The sequence below is a fragment of the Candidimonas nitroreducens genome, assembly GCF_002209565.1.
GTDB classification, from domain to species: domain Bacteria; phylum Pseudomonadota; class Gammaproteobacteria; order Burkholderiales; family Burkholderiaceae_B; genus Candidimonas; species Candidimonas nitroreducens.
On sequence record NZ_NJIH01000007.1, the window covers coordinates 253,294 to 274,785 of the forward strand.

19 protein-coding genes are annotated in these 21,492 nt (G+C 64.4%); 5 read left to right on the forward strand and 14 right to left on the reverse strand.

All coding sequences use genetic code 11. The annotated features are described in order from the left end of the window. Window positions 1-24: 24 nt before the first annotated feature. From CEY11_RS13240 to CEY11_RS13250, 3 genes are all read right to left on the reverse strand, one after another. Window positions 25-2,073 (reverse strand): primosomal protein N', encoded by a 2,049-nt coding sequence (locus CEY11_RS13240; RefSeq protein WP_088604031.1) that lies wholly within the window; start codon window positions 2,071-2,073, stop codon window positions 25-27. A gap of 469 nt (window positions 2,074-2,542) precedes the next feature. Further along, window positions 2,543-3,625: a uroporphyrinogen decarboxylase gene (gene hemE / locus CEY11_RS13245; protein WP_088603876.1), complete on the reverse strand. Its 1,083-nt coding sequence runs from the start codon at window positions 3,623-3,625 to the stop codon at window positions 2,543-2,545. 30 nt (window positions 3,626-3,655) lie between these two features. Then, window positions 3,656-4,510: a helix-turn-helix domain-containing protein gene (locus tag CEY11_RS13250; protein WP_143322827.1), complete on the reverse strand. Its 855-nt coding sequence runs from the start codon at window positions 4,508-4,510 to the stop codon at window positions 3,656-3,658. Between the two features lie 361 nt (window positions 4,511-4,871). On the opposite strand from CEY11_RS13250, the gene CEY11_RS13255 reads away from it, so the two are divergent. Together CEY11_RS13255 and CEY11_RS13260 are read left to right on the forward strand one after the other, a co-directional pair. Beyond that, a complete protein-coding gene (locus CEY11_RS13255; protein WP_088604032.1) occupies window positions 4,872-5,759 on the forward strand; it encodes a GntR family transcriptional regulator in 888 nt (295 codons plus the stop codon). Window positions 5,760-6,163: 404 nt separating this feature from the next. Continuing rightward, window positions 6,164-7,486, forward strand: coding sequence for an aspartate aminotransferase family protein (locus CEY11_RS13260; RefSeq protein ID WP_088603877.1), 1,323 nt, complete (start codon window positions 6,164-6,166; stop codon window positions 7,484-7,486). Window positions 7,487-7,823: 337 nt separating this feature from the next. Here the strand turns inward: CEY11_RS13260 and CEY11_RS13265 are convergent, their stop codons facing one another. The 10 genes from CEY11_RS13265 to CEY11_RS13310 form a co-directional block, all read right to left on the reverse strand. Further along, entirely contained in the window at window positions 7,824-8,252 is a 429-nt protein-coding gene (locus CEY11_RS13265; RefSeq protein ID WP_088603878.1) for a F0F1 ATP synthase subunit epsilon, read from the reverse strand. A gap of 9 nt (window positions 8,253-8,261) precedes the next feature. After that, window positions 8,262-9,683: a F0F1 ATP synthase subunit beta gene (atpD, locus tag CEY11_RS13270; RefSeq protein ID WP_088603879.1), complete on the reverse strand. Its 1,422-nt coding sequence runs from the start codon at window positions 9,681-9,683 to the stop codon at window positions 8,262-8,264. A gap of 48 nt (window positions 9,684-9,731) precedes the next feature. Continuing rightward, window positions 9,732-10,640, reverse strand: coding sequence for a F0F1 ATP synthase subunit gamma (gene atpG / locus CEY11_RS13275; protein ID WP_088603880.1), 909 nt, complete (start codon window positions 10,638-10,640; stop codon window positions 9,732-9,734). Window positions 10,641-10,739: 99 nt separating this feature from the next. Next, window positions 10,740-12,281 (reverse strand): F0F1 ATP synthase subunit alpha, encoded by a 1,542-nt coding sequence (gene atpA / locus CEY11_RS13280; protein ID WP_088603881.1) that lies wholly within the window; start codon window positions 12,279-12,281, stop codon window positions 10,740-10,742. Between the two features lie 35 nt (window positions 12,282-12,316). After that, complete coding sequence (locus CEY11_RS13285; RefSeq protein WP_088603882.1) at window positions 12,317-12,856, reverse strand: F0F1 ATP synthase subunit delta; 540 nt, start codon at window positions 12,854-12,856, stop codon at window positions 12,317-12,319. Window positions 12,857-12,868: 12 nt separating this feature from the next. Continuing rightward, window positions 12,869-13,339: a F0F1 ATP synthase subunit B gene (locus CEY11_RS13290; RefSeq protein ID WP_088603883.1), complete on the reverse strand. Its 471-nt coding sequence runs from the start codon at window positions 13,337-13,339 to the stop codon at window positions 12,869-12,871. Window positions 13,340-13,473: 134 nt separating this feature from the next. Then, complete coding sequence (gene atpE / locus CEY11_RS13295) at window positions 13,474-13,716, reverse strand: F0F1 ATP synthase subunit C (RefSeq protein ID WP_088603884.1); 243 nt, start codon at window positions 13,714-13,716, stop codon at window positions 13,474-13,476. Window positions 13,717-13,823: 107 nt separating this feature from the next. Continuing rightward, complete coding sequence (gene atpB, locus CEY11_RS13300) at window positions 13,824-14,702, reverse strand: F0F1 ATP synthase subunit A (RefSeq protein ID WP_088603885.1); 879 nt, start codon at window positions 14,700-14,702, stop codon at window positions 13,824-13,826. A 74-nt stretch (window positions 14,703-14,776) separates the two neighbouring features. After that, window positions 14,777-15,415, reverse strand: coding sequence for an ATP synthase subunit I (locus CEY11_RS26105; protein ID WP_408608127.1), 639 nt, complete (start codon window positions 15,413-15,415; stop codon window positions 14,777-14,779). Window positions 15,416-15,902: 487 nt separating this feature from the next. Then, window positions 15,903-16,679, reverse strand: coding sequence for an enoyl-CoA hydratase (locus CEY11_RS13310; RefSeq protein ID WP_088603887.1), 777 nt, complete (start codon window positions 16,677-16,679; stop codon window positions 15,903-15,905). Between the two features lie 29 nt (window positions 16,680-16,708). On the opposite strand from CEY11_RS13310, the gene CEY11_RS13315 reads away from it, so the two are divergent. Continuing rightward, complete coding sequence (locus tag CEY11_RS13315; RefSeq protein ID WP_408608128.1) at window positions 16,709-18,592, forward strand: M61 family metallopeptidase; 1,884 nt, start codon at window positions 16,709-16,711, stop codon at window positions 18,590-18,592. A gap of 239 nt (window positions 18,593-18,831) precedes the next feature. Here CEY11_RS13315 and CEY11_RS13320 read toward each other — a convergent pair whose 3' ends face one another. Further along, the gene (locus CEY11_RS13320) at window positions 18,832-19,908 is read right to left on the reverse strand and encodes an NAD(P)/FAD-dependent oxidoreductase (RefSeq protein ID WP_088603889.1); all 1,077 of its coding nucleotides are present in this window, start codon (window positions 19,906-19,908) and stop codon (window positions 18,832-18,834) included. Window positions 19,909-19,999: 91 nt separating this feature from the next. Here CEY11_RS13320 and folB point away from each other — a divergent pair, with 91 nt between their 5' ends. Beyond that, window positions 20,000-20,359, forward strand: coding sequence for a dihydroneopterin aldolase (folB, locus tag CEY11_RS13325; RefSeq protein WP_088603890.1), 360 nt, complete (start codon window positions 20,000-20,002; stop codon window positions 20,357-20,359). A gap of 20 nt (window positions 20,360-20,379) precedes the next feature. Next, window positions 20,380-21,411 carry a tRNA 2-thiocytidine(32) synthetase TtcA gene (gene ttcA / locus CEY11_RS13330; protein ID WP_088603891.1) on the forward strand — a complete coding sequence of 344 codons (1,032 nt, stop codon included), beginning with the start codon at window positions 20,380-20,382 and terminating at the stop codon, window positions 21,409-21,411. The last annotated feature ends 81 nt before the right edge of the window (window positions 21,412-21,492 follow it).

A 21,492-nucleotide genomic window follows, 5' to 3' on the forward strand; every position in this document is an offset into this window, starting at 1 on the left:
CAGACATGATACGCGGACGGCACTTCAGATCTCGAGCGGATCGACTTCAAGTTGATAGCGCACGCGTAAACCGTCGGCCGCATCGGGCAGGCGCGGCATCCAGCGGGCCAGGCTGGCCTGCAGGCTGGGACGGTGGCGGCTTTCGACGAGCAACTGGGCACGCTCGATATTGGCCACCCGCACCACCCGCAGGGGAATGGGGTCGTACAGGGACAGCGCGGCGCCGCACTCTGCGGCCAGCTCTTGCAGCAAGGTGCGGGCCCGGCCCAGGAATTCCAGCGCCACGGCCAGTTCCCGCGCCTCGGCCGTGAGCAAGGCCTGGTAGGCATAGGGCGGCAGGCCGATGGATTCCCGTTCGGCCAGGCTGTACTGCGCGAAGCCCGTGTAATCGTGCCGCAGCAAGGCCTGGTACACAGCTTGTTCGGGGTAGTCGGTCTGGACGATGACTTCGCCGCCGCGCACATGGCGCCCCGCCCTGCCCGCCACCTGCATGAGCTGGGCGAACAGGCGTTCGGGCGCGCGGAAGTCGTGCGCGAAAAGCATGGCATCGGCGTTCAGAACCCCGACCAGTCCCAAATTGGTGAAATCGTGCCCCTTGGCCACCATTTGCGTGCCCACCAGGATGTCGACCTGGCCGGCATGCACCTGGGCGAACAATTGCGCCGCGCTGCCTTTGCGGCGCGTGCTGTCGGCATCGATGCGGGCAATGCGCGCCTGCGGGAAGAATTCGGCCAGGTGTTCCTCGACCCTTTGGGTGCCGCGCCCCATCGGGCGCAGATCCTGGTCGCCGCAGTCGGGGCAGGCGGCAGGCACCGGAGCCTGGTAGCCGCAATGATGGCAATGCAGGCGCTGGCGGTGCCCCGCCCCCATGCGGCCGGCGGCGCGGTGCAGCACGGTGTAGGCGCTGCACCGCGGGCACTGGCTGACCCAGCCGCAGGACGCGCAGCTGAGCACGGGCGCATAGCCGCGGCGATTAAGGAATATGAGGCTTTGCTCGCCGCGTTCGAGCCGCGCGCCCAAGGCCTCGAGCAACTGTGGGGAAAAGCCCTGCTGCAGCGCCAAGCGCCGGGTGTCGACCAGGCGGATCGCGGGCAGTTCCACTTGGCGGGCGCGCTGCGACAGGGTCAGCTTCAGATAGTGGCCGCGCTCGGCGTGATACCAGGACTCCAGCGACGGCGTGGCCGAGCCCAGCACCACCGGGATCCCCCTGTCGCGGCCCAGCCAGACGGCCAGATCGCGGGCCGAATAACGCAGGCCGTCTTGCTGCTTGTAAGAGGCATCGTGCTCTTCGTCGACGATGATCAGCCCCAGCCTGGGCAAGGGAGTAAAGATGGACAGGCGCGTGCCAAGCAGCACCTGTGCCTGGCCGCGCTGGGCGGCAAGCCAGGCGCGCAGGCGTTCGCCCTCGGCCAGGCCGCTGTGCAGCACCGCCAAGGCGGCCGGGGCGTCGGGCCAGCCCAGGCGCGACCGCAAGGATTGTTCCAGCTGCGGGGTAAGGTTGATCTCGGGCACCAGGAACAGCACCTGGCCGCCGCGTTGCAGCACCGGCTGGGCGGCGTGCAGGTAGACCTCGGTCTTGCCGCTGCCCGTGACGCCATGCAGCAACACGGTGCGATGCCCTTGTATGGCGGTAATGGCGTGTACCGCCTCGGCCTGCTGGGCGTTCAGGCCCGGGGCCGGCTCTGCGGCGACCGCGTGCGGCGCCGCCGGCCGGCGCTTGTCGCTGCGCTGCACCGGGCCACCCGCCGACCGTGGCCCCTGGTATGCCGACACCTTGCGCAGGCTGGCCGGCAGCGCCGGCAGCATGACTTCACCCAGGGGACGCTGGTAGTACTGGGCGGCAAAGCCGGCCAGCGCCAGCCAATCGGCAGGCAGCGGCGGCAAATCGTCCAGCACCTGTTCCACGGCCTTGATCGAAGCCTCGGCCAGCGCCGGCACAGCCGGTGTTTCCACCACAACCCCGACCATGCGGCGCCGCCCGAAAGGCACGATGACGCGGGTTCCCACAGCAACGGGACAATCGCTGCGGTAATCGAACAGGCCGGGCAAGGGCACGTCGAGCGCCACGCGCAGCCACGACACAGCGGACGTGCCTTGCACGGCGAGGGGCTCTGTGGACGGGGCCGCAGGCTGGGCAGGCGTGCCCTCGCCCGGAACAAGAGCCGCATTGGAGCCAGGCACGCCGGCCCCCTTGGGATCAGGAGCCGGCGTAATCACGACACCGGCCCGATGCTGAACAATATTTAAAGTACTTTCTTAAAAGAAGCCCCGTACGCCCCACGCACAGCCGCTTTCCACAATTCATACACGCCTTGTGGATAACTTTGGGGAAAATTTGAAGAAGAACTCTGGGAAAGTCAATCCGCACTGGCATGAGGCTATTGTAAGAAACATTAAATTTGATATTTTTCTTTTAAATATCAATATATTATGAATTTCATTAAGATAGTAACTGAGCTTCTGGCATATCTTGTGCATAGCAATACGCCTATGTGCACAACTTGCATCTCGCCCTATAAAAACAAGCGCTTAGCGGGGTTTTTTATGCCACGCCATGCAAAGCGGCGCTATAGCCACGCACTTCATCGACCAGGGTTGCGACGGCCTCTGGGGAGGTATGGCGCGAGATGCCATGGCCCAGGTTGAATACGTGGCCGCCGGCCCCTACGGGGCCGAAATCGTCCAGTACGCGGCGCGCCTGCTGGCGTATGGCGGGCTCGCCGCCGAACAGCGCCATGGGGTCGAGATTGCCCTGCAGGGCAACCCGGTCGGCAGTGCGGCGGCGTGCCTGGGCCAGATTGACCGTCCAGTCGAGCCCCACGGCGTCGCAGCCGCAAGCGGCGATTTGTTCGAGCCACGCGCCGCCGCCCTTGGTGAATACGATGACCGGTACCCGCCGGCCATCGCGCTCGCGCACCAGCCCTTCGAGCACCTGGCGCGTATAGGCCAGCGAAAATTCCTGGAACAAGCCGTCGGCCAGCACACCGCCCCAGCTGTCGAAGAGCATCAGTGCCTGGGCGCCGGCCTCGGACTGGCGGTTGAGGTATTCGACAGTGGCGCGGGCATTGATGTCGAGCACGCGATGCAGCAGTTGCGGGCTGCTGTACATCATGCCCTTGACCAGGCGGTAATCGTCGGAACCCTGGCCTTCTACCATGTAGCAGGCGATGGTCCAGGGGCTGCCGGCAAAGCCGATAAGGGGCACTTTGCCGTCGAGTTCGCGGCGGATCAGGGCAACCGCGTCAAAAACATAGCGTAGTTCCGCCATGTCGGGCACGGCTAGGCGGGCGACGTCGGCGGCGCTGCGCAGCGGGCTGGAAAACCGCGGCCCTTCGCCGGGCAGGAATTGCAAGCCCAGGCCCATGGCGTGGGGTACGGTGAGGATGTCGGAAAAGAGTATTGCGGCATCCAGCGGGTAGCGCAGCAGCGGCTGCAGCGTGACCTCGCAGGCAAGCTCTGGGTTCTGTGCCATGGCCATGAACGAGCCTGCGCGCGCGCGGGTCTGGTTGTATTCGGGCAGATAGCGCCCCGCCTGGCGCATCAGCCACAACGGGGTATAGGGCACGGATTCGCGCAGCAGTGCGCGCAGCAGCACATCGTTTTTGAGCGGGGGGAAGGACGGCACGGTTTTCCTTGTTCGAATGCAGGCCTGATTTTACCCGCCCGGACTACCCGCTGCCGGCCCCGGCCCGCCACGGCGCGGATGGCCGCCCTGCGGTTCAGGGCGATAAGGAGCGGCATCGATCTGGTGCTTGCGCATTAGCGCCCAGAAGGCGCGCCGGTGCTTCTGGGCCGCACGTGCGGCCATGGCGATGTTGCCGGAATGCTTGTCCAGGGCCGCGCTGATGTAGGCGCGCTCGAAGCGTTCCACCACCTTGCTTTTGGCGGCGCGGAACGATTCGCGGCTGGTGGCGCTGCGCGTGGCGCTGGCGATGGCGTAGGCTTCGAGTTCGTGGCCGCTGCGTTCCAGGATGTTGGCGCACAGCGCCTGTTCCAGCGCGGCGTCGCCGCCGGCGCCCGGCGGGGCATGTGCATAAGCGGCCGGGTCTTGCGGCCCCGGCGAACACAGCGGCGATACCAGAGCCGCCGCGCGCTGGGGGTAGCGGCGGTCGTCGAGCAGGCGCTCGATGCGCACCCGCAATTCTTCGATGCAGAAGGGGTCGCGTGCGAAATCGGCCACACCCAAGGCGTACAGATCGTTCAGGGCTGCGGCCTTGAGCTGGCGCACCAGGCTCAGCAGCGGCGTGGCGAGCATGCCGCGTGCCGAAGACAAGGCCGTACGCACCCAGGCAAGATTGCATTCTGACACCGGCAGCAAGCAGGCATCGTAGCGGCGCAGTTGTATTGCCGCGGCGGCGAGGAAAGCGCAGGAATCGGCCAGCGCGGGGTCGCCGCCGGTTTCGAACAACTGTATGTGCAGGCGCCCGCCCGCATGGCTGCCCAGCCAGGGGCGCACCCAGGGGCCGCAGCCCGGCGTGGCCACCAACACGCAATCCAGACGTTCTCTCATGGCCGCCCCCTTTTGCCGACGTACGGACGCTTGTTCATGTCTGTCTCCTTCTGCTGGATGAATAGGCAGGACAAGAATAGTCAGGAAGCCGCCGTGCGGATATCCGGAATTGTCGGAAGTCGGTAAGTACCTACATCAATCGCGGGCATCCGGCCGGGAATTGCCCGAGGCGACCGGCTGTCCGGCGCGCCGCAGCGACCCGATATCACTCTGTATTAGTCGCCAATCAAAGCCAAAACCAGGGTTTTCCCCAGAGACGTTCGGCAACTCCTTGGAACAAGGGCACTGTCTGCTACCATGTTCAAGTTCAAGTACGCAGTCTGCGCCGCTACCCCTACACTCGCGCACTCCGATGCCCGACATGCCCAGCCCCGCATCCCCGGCCCCCCCGACCTCGCTGCAAGTGGATCTGGCGCGGCGCATCGCGCAGCTTATCTATACGCGCGACATACAGGCCGGCGACCACCTGTCCGAAGAGCCGCTGGCACGGCAGTTCCAGGTGTCCCGCACGCCCATCCGCGGCGCCCTGCGGCTACTGGCCGACAAGGGCCTCATCACTTATCACCCGAACCGCGGCTATCGTGTCAATGCACTGCCGGCAAATGCGCCGCGTCCGCGCATCGAAAGCCAGGAGCCGACCCCCGACGAGCTCTACCGCCGCCTGCTCGACGACCATGTGGCCCGGCAGTTGCCCGGCCCCCTGATCGAGCGCGAACTCGGACAGCGCTATGGGGTTACGCGCAGCACGATCACCAAATCCCTGCTGCGCATGTCGGCCGACGGCCTCATTGAAAAACGCAAGGGCTACGGCTGGCAATTCGTACCCTCGCTGGAAAGCCCGTATGCGCTGGCCGAAAGCTACCGCTTCCGCATAGCGGTTGAATGCGCCGGCCTGCTCGAACCCGAATTCCGTACCGACGACGCCGAACTCGAGCGCATGCGCACGGCCCACGAACAGTTACTGACGCGACCCGGCGCGGCCATCTCGGCCACCGACTTCTTCGCCCTGAATACCGCGTTCCACGAAATGCTGGCGCGCTTTTCGGGCAACCGCTTCATCCTGCAGGCAATCCAGCAGCAGAACCAGTTGCGGCGCCTGGAAGAGCACGCCGCCTTCTATCGCGATGCACGCTTCGTCGCCTCCAGCCAGGAACACCTGCAGATCATCGCCGCCCTGAAGGCCGGCGATCGGGACTGGGCGGCCCAGTTGCTGCGACACCACCTGAAAACCTCGCTGCAGGCCTCTTGACGCACACCGGCTCCCGCGACCGGTACTCCGGCCCGGGCGCCGCGGCTGTATTGCCCACCCAGCCTGCCCACATAGCGGCCGCCGCCACGCAGCCGCCCATGGCCGGCCGTCGCCCGGCCTGCCCTTACACCCAGCCTCGCCACGAGCGCCCTGTGCAAGACCAGGCCTGTAGTCCCTGAATGTTAGTGCCGGTGTGTTAGCGCCGGTGTGTTAGCGCCGATGTAATGCTGACCAGGTCAGGCCTCAACCTGCGTTGACACCCGAGGCCGGAATAAGAGACCAATAGGTGGCTATGGGGAGCAGTGGGGGATCAATGGCCTTATTGTATTTTTTATTTTATTAGTACAAAATATTAGCAACAATCATCATCGGAGCGGCGCCGACCCGCCGCCCACACCCACATCATGTCCGCCCAGCCGCCCGCCCCGCTCGATCCCGAAGCCTACTGGATGCCGTTCACGGCCAACCGCCGCTACAAACGCGACCCGGTGCTGTTCGATGCGGCCGAGGGCATGTATTACCAGCGGCCCGACGGCGGCAAGGTGCTGGACGGCATCGCCGGCCTGTGGTGCGTCAATGCCGGCCACCGCCGGCCCGAAATCGTCCAGGCCATTGCGCACTGCGCGCACCAGCTGGACTATGCCCCTTCATTCCAGATGGGGCATCCCCTGGCCTTCCAGTTCGCCGAGGCGCTGTGCGCCCAGGCTCCCGGCGACCTGTCCCGGGTGTTCTTCTCGAATTCGGGCTCCGAAGCCGTGGACACCGCGCTGAAGATCGCGCTCGGCTACCACAAGGCACGCGGCCAGGGCCAGCGGGTGCGGCTGATCGGCCGGGAACGCTCGTACCACGGCGTGGGTTTCGGCGGGCTGTCCGTATCCGGCATAGGCGGGCACCGCAAGAACTTCGGCAACCTGCTGCCCTACGTCGATTACCTGCCGCACACCTACGACCGTTCGCAAATGGCCTACACGCACGGCCAGCCGGCCTGGGGCGCGCACCTGGCCGACGAACTCGAACGCATAGTCGCGCTGCACGATGCCTCGACCATAGCCGCCGTGATCGTCGAGCCGGTGGCCGGCTCCACCGGCGTGCTGGTTCCGCCCCAGGGCTACCTGCAGCGCCTGCGGGAAATCTGTGACAAACACGGAATCCTGCTGATTTTCGACGAGGTGATCTGCGCCTTCGGGCGGCTGGGGGCAGCCTATGCCTCCGAGCGCTTCGGCGTACAGCCGGACATCCTCACCTGCGCCAAGGGCCTGACCAACGGCGCCATTCCCATGGGTGCCACACTGGTGCGCGAGGCCGTCTACCAGGCCTATATGGACGCCCCCGAGGGCGCCATAGAGTTTTCGCACGGCTACACCTATTCCGGCCATCCGGTAGCCTGCGCCGCCGGCCTGGCGACCCTGGCCATCCACCAGCGCGAAGGCCTGGCGCAGCGCGCCCGCGAGCTGGAACCCTATTGGGAAGACGCCGCGCACGCGCTGCGCGGCCTGCCCGGGGTGGTGGACATCCGCAATATCGGCTTGCTGGCGGCGGTAGAACTAGAGCCGCTGCCGGGCCAGGCCGGCAAGCGCGGCTACGCCGTGCACCAGGCTTGCCTGGCAAAGGGTAGCTTGATCCGCTCGTCGGGCGACGCCATGCTGCTGTCGCCGCCACTGGTAGTCGACAAGCCGCAGATCGACCAGTTGTTTTCCACACTGGCAGAGGTACTGCAGGGTGCGTAAGCATAAGGCGCGAAGCCGATGCCGATGAAGCCGCCACACGACGGACGCGAAGCTTTGGGCCGGGAGGTCGGGGCCCAGGCCGCGACCCGCGACCCGCGACCCGCGACCCGCGACCACGCGCAGTATGCACGACGCTGGCCCGTGGAAGCCGATGCCGCTGACGATAAGCGACAAGCGGCAGGCGGCAGGCGGCAGGCGGCAGGCGGCAGGCGGCAGGCGGCAGGCGGCAGGCATCATAAAAAAACACAGGCTCCCGGCACAGGCGCCTGTGTTTTTTACAGCTTGTCCATCCAGAACCAGGGACGCGGGAACCGGCCCGCCGCCCCCGGCGCCGTCTTCAGTGCGAGGTACGTCCCTGACGCAGCTTGCGCGCGGCCGCGGCCTGCGCGGCCAGCATCGCCAGCTCGGCTTCGACCACCGCGATATCGGCCTTGTCCTTGGTGTTGCGCAAGGTCTCTTCGGCGCGGCTGCGCGCTTCCAGGGCCTTGGCCTCGTCGAGGTCGGCCGCACGGATGGCGGTATCGGACAGCACCGTGACCGCGCCCGGCTGCACTTCCAGAATGCCGCCGGCCACGAAGATGTTTTCCTCGCCCTTGTCGTCGGCGAGCACGATCTTCACGGTGCCATGAGTGATGCGCGAAATGAGCGGGGCGTGCCCAGGCAGAATGCCCAGTTCGCCCGACTCGCCAGGCAGAACCACGAATTTCGCTTCACCATTGAAAATCGTGCGTTCCGCGCTGACCACGTCGACATGCAGGTTGGCCATATATCGTCCTTATTGCATCTTCTTGGCTTTCTCGAAAGCCTCGTCGATCGAACCCACCATGTAGAAGGCCTGCTCGGGCAGCGCGTCGCACTCGCCCTCGACGATCATCTTGAAGCCGCGCAGGGTTTCGGCCAGCGGTACGAACTTGCCGGGCGAGCCGGTGAACACTTCGGCCACGTGGAAGGGCTGCGACAGGAAGCGCTGAATCTTGCGGGCGCGGGCCACGGCCTGCTTGTCTTCCGGCGACAGTTCGTCCATGCCCAGAATCGCGATGATGTCGCGCAATTCTTTGTAGCGCTGCAGGGTCTGCTGCACGCCGCGGGCAATCGCGTAGTGCTCTTCGCCCACAACCTGCGGGTCGAGCTGGCGGCTGGTGGAATCCAGCGGATCGACGGCAGGGTAGATACCCAGCGCCGCGATGTCGCGCGACAGCACCACGGTGGAGTCCAGGTGCAGGAAGGTAGTGGCCGGCGACGGGTCGGTCAAGTCGTCGGCGGGCACGTACACGGCCTGGATCGAGGTAATGGAACCGGTCTTGGTAGAGGTGATGCGCTCTTGCAGCTTGCCCATTTCCTCGGCCAGCGTGGGCTGGTAGCCCACCGCCGACGGCATGCGGCCCAGCAGGGCGGACACTTCGGTACCGGCCAGCGTGTAGCGGTAGATATTGTCGACGAAGAACAGGATGTCGCGGCCTTCGTCGCGGAACTTCTCGGCCATCGTCAGGCCCGACAGCGCCACGCGCAGACGGTTGCCCGGGGGCTCGTTCATCTGGCCGAACACCATCGCCACTTTAGATTCGGACAGATTGTCCAGCTTGATGACCCCGGCTTCGGCCATTTCATGGTAGAAGTCGTTGCCTTCGCGAGTACGCTCGCCCACGCCGGCGAACACCGACAGGCCGCTGTGCTGCTTGGCGATGTTGTTGATGAGTTCGAGCATGTTCACGGTCTTGCCCACGCCGGCGCCGCCGAACAGGCCTACCTTGCCGCCCTTGGCGAAAGGGCAGACCAAATCGATGACCTTGATGCCGGTTTCGAGCAGTTCCACGGAAGGCGACAGCTCGTCGAAGCGCGGCGCATCTTGGTGGATGGAGCGGACTTCCGAAGTTTCGATCGGGCCGACGTCGTCGATGGGGCGGCCCAGCACGTCCATGATGCGGCCCAGGGTGCCCTGGCCGACCGGCACCGAGATCGGCGCGCCGGTATCGCTAACGGCCATGCCGCGGCGCAGGCCGTCGGACGAGCCCATGGCAATGGTACGCACCACGCCGTCGCCAAGCTGCTGCTGCACTTCGAAGGTCAGGCCCTTCTCGGCGAACTCGGAGGTGTCGTCCGCCAGTTTCAGGGCGGCGTAGATCTTGGGCATGCTGTCGCGGGGGAATTGAATGTCCACCACGGCGCCGATGCACTGAACGATGGTTCCGTTACTCATGTTTAGTCCTTGCTAAATATCTTTGACGGGATGCCTGCTGTTCGAAACTCAAACCGCGGCAGCGCCCCCCACGATTTCCGAAATTTCTTTGGTGATGGCCGCCTGGCGCGTCTTGTTGTAGACCAGCTGCAGATCGCCGATGACCTTCTTGGCATTGTCCGACGCGGCCTTCATGGCCACCATCCGGGCCGATTGCTCGGAGGCCATGTTCTCTGCGACCGCCTGGTAGACCAGGCCTTCCACGTAGCGCATCAGCAATTCGTCGATGACGGTGCGGGCGTCCGGCTCGTAGAGGTAGTCCCAGCCATGGCTGGACTGCACCACGTTCTGGGTGTCTTCGCTGGTCACGCCTTCGGTCTGGAAGGGATCCAGGCCGTGCGGCAGGGGCAGCAGGCGGATGAAGCTGGGATCCTGCTTCATGGTGTTGATGAAGCGATTGGTGGCCAGGTAGACCGCATCGATCTTGCCATTGATGAAATCGTCGAGCTGCACCTTGACCGCGCCGATCAGGCGTTCCAGGTTGGGCGTATCGCCCAGCTGGACTTCCTGGGACACCAGGTTGACGCCGATGCGGCTGAGCGTGCCCAGGGCCTTGTTGCCCAGCGCGGTGACCTGCACCTTGGCTCCCTTTTCCTGGAACTCGCGGACGCGGGCCAGCACCAGCCGCATGACGTTGGTGTTCAAGCCACCGCACAGGCCCTTGTCGGTGGAGACGACCACGATGCCCACGGCCCGCAGGCTACCCGGGTCGACCGTGTAGGGGTGGTGGTAGTCGGGGTTGGCCTGCATCAGGTGGGTGGCGATCTCGCGGATCTTGGTGGCATAGGGACGGCCGGCGCGCATCCTGTCCTGCGCCTTGCGCATCTTGGATGCCGCCACCATTTCCATGGCTTTGGTGATCTTGCGCGTGTTCTGCACGCTCTTGATCTTGGTTCGGATTTCCTTGATTCCGGGCATCGAATGTTCCTGTCGGGACGTTGCTGCAGGCCTGCCGGCCCGCTACGCGCTGGAGGGAGCGGCGGCGCCAGCCTGCCGCCTCGCCCCCGCCATCAAGCTTTAGAAAGCACCGTGCTTCTTGAATTCCTGAAGGGCGGAAACCAGTTCGGTCTCGTCGTCCTTGGACAATTCTTTGGTGTCTTCGATGCGCTTGATCATGGCTTCATTGTGCGCCTTGAGGTGATCCTTCAGCGCCTTCTCGAAGGCCAGTACTTGCTCGACCGACACGTCGTCGAGGTAGCCGTTGTTCACCGTGAACAGCGTGACCGCCAGTTCCCAGACCTGCTGCGGCTGGTACTGGGGCTGCTTGAGCAGTTCTACCACGCGCTTGCCGCGTTCCAGCTGGCGGCGAGTGGCATCGTCGAGGTCGGAGGCAAACTGGGCGAAGGCCGCCAGTTCGCGATACTGGGCCAAGTCGGTACGAATACCGCCGGACAGCTTCTTGATGACCTTGGTCTGGGCGGCACCACCCACGCGCGAAACCGAGATACCGGCGTTGATGGCCGGACGCACGCCCGCGTTGAACAGGTCGGTTTCCAGGAAGATCTGGCCGTCGGTGATCGAGATCACGTTGGTCGGCACGAAGGCCGACACGTCGCCCGCCTGGGTTTCGATGATGGGCAGCGCGGTCAGCGAGCCGGTCTTGCCCTTGACTTCGCCGTTGGTGAATTTTTCAACGTAGTGTTCGTTGACGCGCGCGGCGCGCTCGAGCAGACGCGAGTGCAGGTAGAACACGTCGCCGGGGTAGGCTTCGCGGCCAGGCGGGCGGCGCAGCAGCAGCGACACCTGGCGATAGGCCCAGGCCTGCTTGGTCAGGTCGTCATAGATGATGAGCGCGTCTTCGCCGCGATCGCGGAAATATTCGCCCATGGTGCAGCCGGCGTAGGCCGACAGGTACTGCATGGCGGCCGACTCGGAAGCGGCAGCGGCCACGACGATGGTGTATTCCAGCGCGCCGTATTCTTCCAGCTTGCGCACCACGTTATTGATGGTGGAAGCCTTCTGGCCGATGGCGACGTACACGCAGGTGACGCCCTTGCCCTTCTGGCTGATGATGGTGTCGACGGCCACCGCGGTCTTGCCGGTCTGGCGGTCGCCGATGATCAGCTCGCGCTGGCCGCGGCCGATAGGCACCATGGAATCGATGGCCTTGATACCGGTTTGCAGCGGCTGCGTCACCGACTGGCGCGCGATCACGCCCGGGGCGACCTTTTCGATGATGTCGGTGGCCTTGGCGTTGATCGGGCCCTTGCCGTCGATGGGGTTGCCCAGCGCATCGACCACGCGGCCGCGCAGTTCGGGGCCGACCGGCACTTCCAGAATGCGCCCGGTGGTCTTGACCGAATCGCCTTCCGAAACCCCGGTGTAGTCACCCAGGATCACGGCGCCGACCGAGTCGCGCTCGAGGTTCAGGGCGAGGCCGTAGACATTGTTGGGGAATTCGAGCATTTCGCCCTGCATCACATCGGACAGGCCGTGGACGCGGGTGATACCGTCGGTCACGGACACGACCGTGCCTTGCGTGCGTACGTCGGTGGATGCGCCCAGACCTTCGATGCGGCTCTTGAGCAGTTCGCTGATCTCTGACGGGTTGAGTTGCATGTTGAGACTCCTGGAATCCTGTTATGCGGCGCGCTTCAAGCGGCCAGCGTATCGCGCATGCGGGCCAACTGGGCCTGCACGGAGGTATCGAGCACCTGGTCGCCGACAACGACGCGCACACCGCCGATCAGGGATGCGTCCACGGTTACGACAGGTTTGAGTTTGAGGCCGAATTTCTTCTCGAGGCCGGCGACGATTTCCTGCGTCTGCGCGTCGCTGAGTGCAAAGGCGCTGGTGATTTGCGCCACTGCGGTTCCGTCGTGGCGGTTCTTCAGCGCCTCGAACTGCTCGGCGATCTGCGGCAGCAGCAGCAGGCGGCCGTTGGCCACGAGCAGCTCGATGAAATTGCGGGCATACGCCGACAGCGGCGTCTTGATCAGCGCTTCGAACAGTTCGACGCGCTGCGGGCCGTCGAGGCGCGGATCCGTCATGGCCTCGCGCACGCTGTCCAGACCCGCCACCTGGGCGAGTTCGGCCAGCAGATCCGACCAGGACGCCAAACTGGCCTGCTCGTCGCTGGCAGCTTCGAACAAGGCGTCGGCGTAGGGCCTGGCGATAGTCGATAATTCAGCCATGGCTCGCCCTGATCAGAGTTGTGCCTTGAGCTGGTCGAGCAGCTCGGCATGGACTTGCGGATTGACTTCGCGCCTGAGGATCTGCTCGGCGCCCTTGACGGCCAGCGTAGCGACCTCGCCACGCAGGCTGTCGCGCGCACGCTGCACTTCCTGGGCGGCGTCCTGCTTGGCCTGGGCGATGATGCGGGCCTTTTCGGCCTCGCCTTCGCGGCGCGCCTGTTCGATCAGCACGGCGGCCTGCTTCTCGGCTTCTACCATGCGCGCATGGTTCTCGGACTTGGCCGATGCTTCGATCAGACTGATGCGCGCCTGGGCCTGGGCCAGATCGGCCTTGCCCTTTTCAGCCGCGGACAAGCCATCGGCAATCTTTTGGCGACGATCGTCCATAGCCTTCGTCAGGGGCGGCCAGATGAATTTCATCGTGAACCAGCCCAGAACGAAAAACACGAGCATCTGGAAAAATAGAGTCGCGTTTAAATTCACGGTCGTTTCCCTTAAATACTACGATTGTTCAACGTAAACACCAGCGCGAGCCTGGTGCGCAGACCGTCGCATACTCATGCCTAGCCAAGTACAACAAACGGCGCTCGCCCGCAGCGGCTGCGGGCAACGATCCATTACCCGACGAACGGGTTGGAGAACGCAAACAACATAGCAATACCAACGCCGATCAGGAAGGCCGCGTCGATCAGGCCGGCCAGCAGGAACATCTTGGTTTGCAGCACATTCATCAACTCGGGCTGGCGAGCCGAAGCTTCCAGGTACTTGCCACCCATCAGGCCGATACCGATACATGCGCCGATAGCGCCCAGACCAATGATAAGACCGCAAGCCAGAGCAACGAAAGCAACGTTGGTCATAACAACTCCTTGGTTAAAAACCTGTAATCAAAAAGTCAAAGAAAAAAACGACGTCCCGGAAGACGAAACCCGCTTCCGGCCGGCCATGGCGGCCAGCCGGAAAACCATCAATGGCCTTCGTGGGCCTGGCCCACGTACACCAGAGTCAGCATCATGAAAATGAAAGCCTGCAACAGGATGATCAGGATGTGGAAGATCGCCCACACCGAACCGGCAATAACATGCCCGATGCCCATGCCCAGGCTCATGGCGTTGAAACCCGTCCAGGCGCCGCCCAGCAGGGCGATCAGCATGAAGATGAGTTCGCCGGCGAACATGTTGCCGAACAACCGCATGCCCAGCGAAAAGAACTTGGCCAGGTACTCGATGACGTTCAGCAGGAAGTTGAACGGAATCAGCACCACGCCCAGAATGCCGTGCGCATGGAAGGGCGCAGTGAACAGTTCCTTGACGAAGCCCACCGGATGCTTGATCTTGATGCCGTAGTAGAACATCAGTATCAGCACGCCCAGCGACATGCCCAGCGGCACGTTCAGGTCGGCAGTCGGCAGGATGCGGTGGTAATACAGCACATCGCCGTGATGCGCGCCCAGGCCTGTCATGCGGAAAATCCAGCCCATCAGGTCGACCGGCACCAGGTCGAGCGTGTTCATGAGCGTGATCCAGAGGAAAACGGTCAGCGCCAGCGGCGACATGAAGCGGCGCGACACCGCACTGGGGACGATGCTTTTGGCTTCTTCGTCGACCATGCCGGCGAGCATTTCGACGGCCACCTGGAAGCGCCCCGGCACGCCGGAGGTGGCGCTACGAGCGGCACGCCACAGGAAGTACACCACGACCAAGCCGGTAAGGATCGCCCAGAACAAAGAGTCGTAGTTGACGACGCTGAAATCGGCGATGGCCTTCTGGTTGCCGCCGATATTGCTCAAGTGAACCAAGTGGTGCTGAATGTATTCGGACTGGGGCGAAATTTCACTGGCAGCCATCTGTACCCTTACTTTCTGTTAGCCTGTAGTTATACCTGTGAGCACGAGGCTCGAAATTCTGTTTCCCGGCGCCGCTAGGGCCGGCGCCACACGAACAACAGCATGTAGCCCTTCAATACGCAGACCAGCCCCGCAAGCAGCGCCGGCCAGACCAGCCAGCCGCGGCCCCAGTGGGCCGCCACAGCCAGCAGAACCAGGGTGGCGCCCAGCTTGAACGCCTCTCCCAGGAAAAACGTCAGCGGGCTGGCATTGCCGGGCCCATACAGGCCCAACAGCAAGCGCGCGGCGAACAGGGCGTTGGGGGCAAAGTACGCCCCCGCGCCGATCAGGGCAGACCACCCTGCGGCCGGCCCGGCTACTGCCCAGCACACCGCCACAGCCAGCAGCCCCATAATCGCCTGAGCCAGCAAAGTCCGCACTACCCCGCGCCCGGCCCCGATTACCAGGGCGGTACGTTCGACTTCAGTTAGCTCGGATTTGGCCTCTGCTTCGGCTACCGGGAGCGACCGCTTCCCTTCTAGCCCGAAAGCCGGATGCAAACCCGCGCTTTCACTGTGGCCGGATGTGCCTGGCCTAGATTCCGTATCTGATCCCGCTATGGCTCGCGCCCTCGCATCTCTGTCGGGCCCGCCGGTCAGCGGTTCCGTTCTCCCTGGCCGGGCACCTTGCTTCTTGCCTGAACTTTCGCCTGCACTTTCGCCGTTCACACCCACCGCGCGCCCGGCCAACTGGCCGCCGCCTGCGGGTGAGCCCGCCTAATACTTCCCGCTACCCTTTTCCGCTGTTGCGTTCGCTCGCCGTTGCCAGCGCCGTACTTCTGTTGCTGCTGTTGCAATACTTCCGCTACGCCGCTTCTGCTGTACCGTTGTGCTGCGTTGCTATTACATCCGCCGCTGTTGCCCGCTGTTGCGTCAACACACCATCGCGGTTTTCACTAGCTGGCCTCACAAGCCGATTTCACAAGCAAAGCGCTCTTGGATGCATCAATCTGTATCCATCGCGTCAAACTATAAGAGTATAGCGTGGATTTAAAACGCTAAGCAACTTGTCAGCCAGCATCCGGCGAAACGCCGCAGGGCGGATTGGCATATAAACAACGGCGGCCCGCCCGCGCCCGCGAGAACACCCGCACGCCGCCCATAGGGAAGCAGTGCTTCGGAAAACAACCCATGCGGCCGCGCCAGCTGCGCTATGCGGGAATCAGCGGTGCTTGAAGTCCGGCTTGCGCTTTTCCGTGAAGGCGGACATGCCTTCCTTCTGGTCTTCCGTGGCGAACAGCGCGTGGAAGTTGCGCCGCTCGAACAGCAGCCCTTCGTTCAAGCCTGACTCGTAGGCGCGGCTCACGCACTCCTTGGCCATCAACACGGAAGGCAGCGACATCGAAGCAATGATCGTGGCCGCCTCGATGGCCTCGTCCAGTACGCGCTCGACCGGCACCACGCGCGAGACCAGGCCGCTGCGTTCGGCCTCGGCCGCATCCATCATGCGGCCGGTCAGCACCAGATCCATGGCCTTGGCCTTGCCCACCGCGCGCGGCAGGCGCTGTGTGCCGCCATAGCCGGGGATCACGCCGAGCTTGATTTCCGGCTGGCCGAAACGTGCATTTTCGGCCGCGATGATGAAGTCGCAAAGCATGGCCAGCTCGCAGCCGCCGCCCAGCGCGTAGCCGGCCACCGCGGCAATGACGGGCTTGCGTATGCGCTTGAGCGCTTCCCAGTTGTGGCCCAGAAAGTCCTGGGTATAGACGTCCTGGAAAGTCCAGCCCTTCATGGCGGCGATGTCGGCCCCCGCGGCAAAGGCCTTTTCACTGCCCGTGAGAACCATGGCGCCGATAGCGTCGTCGGCATCGAAGGCCTGCATGGCCGCTGCCAGCTCGTCGATGACCTCGTTGCTCAGTGCATTCAGAACCTTGGGGCGATCCAGCGTCAGCAGGCCCACGCGGCCGCGCGTCTCGATTTTTACCAGGGGTGCGTTCATGTCGTCTCCTGCACGGGTAAGGGTAAGATATTGCGATGAAAAAAGAATCGATACTTTACAGCCTGGGCATGCACGACCCCGCGGGACACCGCTATACCGTGCGGCTGGAAATCCTGCATCCCGACCCCAAGGGGCAGACTCTGAGCCTGCCCGCCTGGATTCCTGGCAGTTATCTTATTCGAGATTTCTCGCGCCAGGTCGAAACATTGCGCGCCACCAGAGGCCGGATCACGAATGACGGAGCCGTGAATGGCTGGGCCGCAAATGGCCGGGCCGCGAATGGCCAGAGCGCAGGCGCCGGAGGCCGGCGCGGCCGTCAGTTGGCGGTGCGCAAGGTCGGCAACCACAGCTGGCGCTGCGAACCCTGCCGCGGGCCGCTGGTGGTCGAATACACCGTCTATGCCTGGGATCTTTCCGTGCGCGGTGCGCACTTCGATCAGTCGCATGCATTCTTCAACGGCGCCAGCCTGTTCCTCGCCGTCGAAGGCCAGGCCGATCAGCCCTGCCTGCTGCGTATCGAGCCCCCTGCGCAGCGCCGCGACTGGAAGGTATACACCAGCCTGCCCGCTGCCGACGGCCATCCCGAAGCCGCCCGGCGCCACGGTTTCGGCATGTACCGCGCCCCCGACTACGACGCGCTCATCGACCACCCGGTCGAGATCGGCACCCCGCAAGTAGTGCGCTTCCGGGCGCACGGCGCCGAACACGAACTGGTATTCAGCGGTGCCGCGCCGAACCTCGATCTGGCGCGCATCGCGCGCGACGCACAGAAGATCTGCGCCGCACAGATCGCCCTGTTCGAGCCGTCCAGCAAGCGCGCCCCGTTCCTCGACTCGTCCGACCACTACGTATTCATGACGCAGGTCACCGCCGACGGCTACGGCGGCCTGGAGCACCGCGCCTCGACCGCACTCATGGCCGCGCGGCGCGACCTGCCCACCATCGGCAGCGAGCCCGGCGCAAGCTACCAGACCTTCCTCGGCCTGCTCAGCCACGAATATTTCCACACCTGGAACGTCAAGCGCATCAAGCCGGCCGCCTTCGCGCCCTACGATCTCAGCCGCGAGAACCATACCCGGCTGCTGTGGGTGTTCGAAGGCTTCACGTCCTACTACGATGACCTGATGCTGCTGCGCTCGGGCGTCATAGGCCGCAACGATTACCTGCGCATGCTGGCCAAGACCATCAGCGCCGTGCACCGCGGCAGCGGCCGCCACAAACAGTCGGTGGCGGAAAGCTCGTACGACGCCTGGACGCGCTACTACAAGCAGGACGAGAACTCGCCCAATGCGCTGGTCAGCTACTACACCAAGGGTTCGCTGGTGGCGCTGGGGCTGGATCTGCTGATCCGCCGCGAGACCGCCGGCGCGCATACGCTGGACGACGTCATGCGCCTGCTCTGGGAACGCTACGGCCGCGACTTCTACCGCAGCGGCGCCGGACGCGGGCTGCCGGAAAACGCCATGCTCAGGCTGGTGCGCGAGGCCACCGGTGTAAACGTGGCCGACTTCATCGAACGCTGTGTGGAAGGCCGCGAAGACGTACCGCTGCAACAGTTGCTGCCGCAACAGGGTATTGCCATGGCCTGGAAAGCGCCCTCGGACACGCCCACGCTGGACATCCGCACCCGCAGCCAGAACGGCCAGACGCAGATCGCCACGGTCTACGAAAACGGCGCGGCCCACGCCGCCGGGCTTTCCGCCGGCGACCTGCTGGTGGCGATCGGCGGCCTGCGGGTGGGGGAACCCGCCACACTCGATGCGCTGCTATGCGCCTACCGGCCGGGCGACAGCGTGCAAATGCATGTGTTTCGCGGCGACGAACTGCGCGCCTATACGGCCGTTTTGCGGGCGCCCGCGCCTACGGAATGCGAGCTGAGCTTTGCGCAGGCAGATCCGCGGCCAGAGCACTGACGACCCGTGGCCTCATAAGCCGGGCAAGGAAGAAAGGCCGCTTTCCTGGCCTAGTCGCTGCGCGATGACGCCGCCCGCACCCAGCGGGCCGGCGATTTATCGAAACGAGAACTTCCCGCCAGCCAGAATCATGATCACAAAGAAAATGACCAGTTGAATCCACCAACTGCGGGGGTAGGACTTTCGCAACCAAACACCCATTCCAATGAGAATCGCGAGGGTGATGACACCGACGAAGATCAAGTGAACGAGGTGTGGGGTGTCCATGAGGCCTCCGGGCCAACAGATGAAGAACCCCATTCTACCCAAGGGCGCCCGGCGTGCTCGATGCGCGCCTGTATGGCCTTGGCGGCCGTCACGCCGTCGGCCAAGGCCGTGACCACGCAAGGGTGCTGACGCTGCGTCACCTCGCCTATCGCGTAGACGCCGTCACAGCTGGTCTGCGCGGTAGCGGCATCGCTGGCGACGAAGCCGGCGGGGGTGCGGCGCAGATCCAGCCCTTCGGTGAAATCCACGCAAGGCTCCCAGCCATAGAACACCAGCAGCATGTCGTAGACCCGGCCGTCGACCGATAGCGAGGCCGGATCCACTGTGTAGGGGCCCACGGCAAGCTGCGATGGCGCCAGGCGGCGCACGAATTGCTGTTGGGCACGCACGCTGCGGGCATGCACGCGCACGCTCGCCGCCCCGCGCTCGGCCACGTATAGGGCGTTTTCGAAAGCATTGTCGCCGCCGCCCAGCACGGCCACGCGCAGGCCGCGGAAATCCTGCGCCACGATGTGCTCGCCCGGGCCCGTCAGGATGCGGCCCGCGGGAGCCAGTTCGGCCCTGGCCAGGCCACGCGCCCGCACGCCCGAGGCCAGCACCACATGGCGGCAGGACAACAGCGTCGAGTCTGCGCCACAGGCCACCTTGAAAGCCGCCCCGCCCTGCCAGACCTGTTCTCCTGCCGGCTCTCCTGGCTGCTGTCCCGTCTGTTGTCCTGCTTCCCGCCCTGCTTCCTGCCCAGCCCGCGGCCCTGTTTCCCGCCGTATGCTATGCACGCGGCAGGACAAGCGCAGCGGCACCCCGGCCAGCTCCAGGCTGCGCGCCAGATTGTCGGCCACCTGCGCCCCGCTTACGCCCGGCAGGCTGGCATTCCAGTCTTCGGGAAAAGGGTTGCGCCGGCACAGGCCGCCCACTTCGGCGGCCGCGTCCAGCAGCACGGGGGCCAGCCCCAGGCGTGCCAGCCACACGGCGCATGACACCCCCGCGGGGCCCGCCCCGACGATGGCCGCATCGTATACCTTGTTCTGCTCAATGTTCTGCTCAAGCATTGCGCGTTATGGTTTCCGTATTCAATCAAGGGAATTGTAGCCAGCCTGGAGACGAGCACTACAATCCACACACCAGCACTAGGAAACCTCCATGCCTACCCGCCGCATTTTCTTCAACCGGCTCGCCCTGGATTCGCGCATCGGCATCCTCGAGCACGAACTGCGAGCCACCCAGCCCCTGCACGTGGATGCAGAGTTCGACGTCGAGGTCACGCAGCAGGTGCACGACCAGCGCATCAGCACCGTGCTCGACTATCGCCTGCTGCGCAATGCCATCGTCGAAGAATGCACGCAACGGCACGTCAACCTGCTCGAGACCCTGATCGAACAGGTCGCGGATCGCCTGATGCGCGAGTTCCCCGATGTGCGCCGGGTTAAAATCCGCATCAGCAAGCCCCTGGCCTTTTCCGACTGCGAAGCCGTAGGCATCGAAATCGAACGCAGCCGCTAGTTACGCAGTCGCTAGTTATTATGCAAGCCCCAGCTCCTACTTCCGCCGTACTCGGCCCCGACGAACTGCGCCGCCGCGCCCACAAGCAGCGTGTCGACGCCAACAAGCTTTCCAAGCGCCTGATGCGCGAAACCGGCCGCGCCATCAACGACTTCAATATGATCGAAGACGGCGACAAGGTCATGGTGTGCCTGTCGGGCGGCAAGGATTCCTACAGCCTGCTGGACATCCTCCTGACACTGAAGAGTCGTGCGCCCATCAAGTTCGACATCATCGCCGTCAATCTCGACCAGAAGCAGCCGGGCTTTCCCGAACACGTACTGCCCGATTACCTGACGGCCCTGGGTGTGCCCTTCCACATTGAAACGCAGGACACCTATTCAGTGGTGACCCGCGTCATTCCGGAAGGCAAGACCATGTGCTCGCTGTGCTCGCGCCTGCGCCGCGGCATCCTGTACCGCGTCGCCTCCGAGCTGGGTGCCACCAAGATCGCGCTGGGCCATCACCGCGACGACATCCTGGGCACTTTCTTCCTGAACCTGTTCTACGGCGGGCGCATGAAGGCCATGCCGCCCAAGCTCGTGTCCGACGACGGCAAGCACGTCGTCATCCGGCCGCTGGCCTACATACCCGAACAGGATCTGATCGCCTACGCGCAGCTCAAGCAGTTCCCCATCATCCCTTGCAATCTGTGCGGCTCGCAGGAAAACCTCAAGCGCAAGGAAGTCACCCGCATGGTGGCCGAATGGGATCGCAAGTTCCCTGGACGCTCGTGGAACGTATTCGGCGCCCTATCGCGCGTGGTGCCCACGCACCTGATGGACAGGCAGTTGATCGACTTTGCCGGCCTGCAAGCCTCGGGGGTGGCCGATGCCAACGGCGACACCGCCTTCGACCAGGAAGCCTACCCCGACCTGCCGGCAAGCTGGCAGGCGCAAGAACACGATGGGCTCGCATCTGATGGCGATGCCGCTGCTGCCAGCCAAGCAGCAGCGGCCGAAGACAGCGGCACGCGCCCGCGGCGCGTGGTGATGATGACCGATCTGCGCTAGGGCTTGGGGCCCGTACACAGAGCCTGTTACCCCAATACCGGCTTGCGATCAAAAAGAGCACAAGGCGCGAAGCCGGAGAAC

Coding starts and splice junctions, on each gene's coding strand:
- CEY11_RS13250 (WP_143322827.1), bottom strand. CDS start 4,510: ATGAGAGAACGTCTGGATTGCGTGTTGGTGGCCACGCCGGGCTGCGGC.
- CEY11_RS13255 (WP_088604032.1), top strand. CDS start 4,872: ATGCCCAGCCCCGCATCCCCGGCCCCCCCGACCTCGCTGCAAGTGGAT.
- CEY11_RS13260 (WP_088603877.1), top strand. CDS start 6,164: ATGTCCGCCCAGCCGCCCGCCCCGCTCGATCCCGAAGCCTACTGGATG.
- CEY11_RS13265 (WP_088603878.1), bottom strand. CDS start 8,252: ATGGCCAACCTGCATGTCGACGTGGTCAGCGCGGAACGCACGATTTTC.
- atpD (WP_088603879.1), bottom strand. CDS start 9,683: ATGAGTAACGGAACCATCGTTCAGTGCATCGGCGCCGTGGTGGACATT.
- atpG (WP_088603880.1), bottom strand. CDS start 10,640: ATGCCCGGAATCAAGGAAATCCGAACCAAGATCAAGAGCGTGCAGAAC.
- atpA (WP_088603881.1), bottom strand. CDS start 12,281: ATGCAACTCAACCCGTCAGAGATCAGCGAACTGCTCAAGAGCCGCATC.
- CEY11_RS13285 (WP_088603882.1), bottom strand. CDS start 12,856: ATGGCTGAATTATCGACTATCGCCAGGCCCTACGCCGACGCCTTGTTC.
- atpE (WP_088603884.1), bottom strand. CDS start 13,716: ATGACCAACGTTGCTTTCGTTGCTCTGGCTTGCGGTCTTATCATTGGT.
- atpB (WP_088603885.1), bottom strand. CDS start 14,702: ATGGCTGCCAGTGAAATTTCGCCCCAGTCCGAATACATTCAGCACCAC.
- CEY11_RS13310 (WP_088603887.1), bottom strand. CDS start 16,679: ATGAACGCACCCCTGGTAAAAATCGAGACGCGCGGCCGCGTGGGCCTG.
- CEY11_RS13320 (WP_088603889.1), bottom strand. CDS start 19,908: ATGCTTGAGCAGAACATTGAGCAGAACAAGGTATACGATGCGGCCATC.
- folB (WP_088603890.1), top strand. CDS start 20,000: ATGCCTACCCGCCGCATTTTCTTCAACCGGCTCGCCCTGGATTCGCGC.
- ttcA (WP_088603891.1), top strand. CDS start 20,380: ATGCAAGCCCCAGCTCCTACTTCCGCCGTACTCGGCCCCGACGAACTG.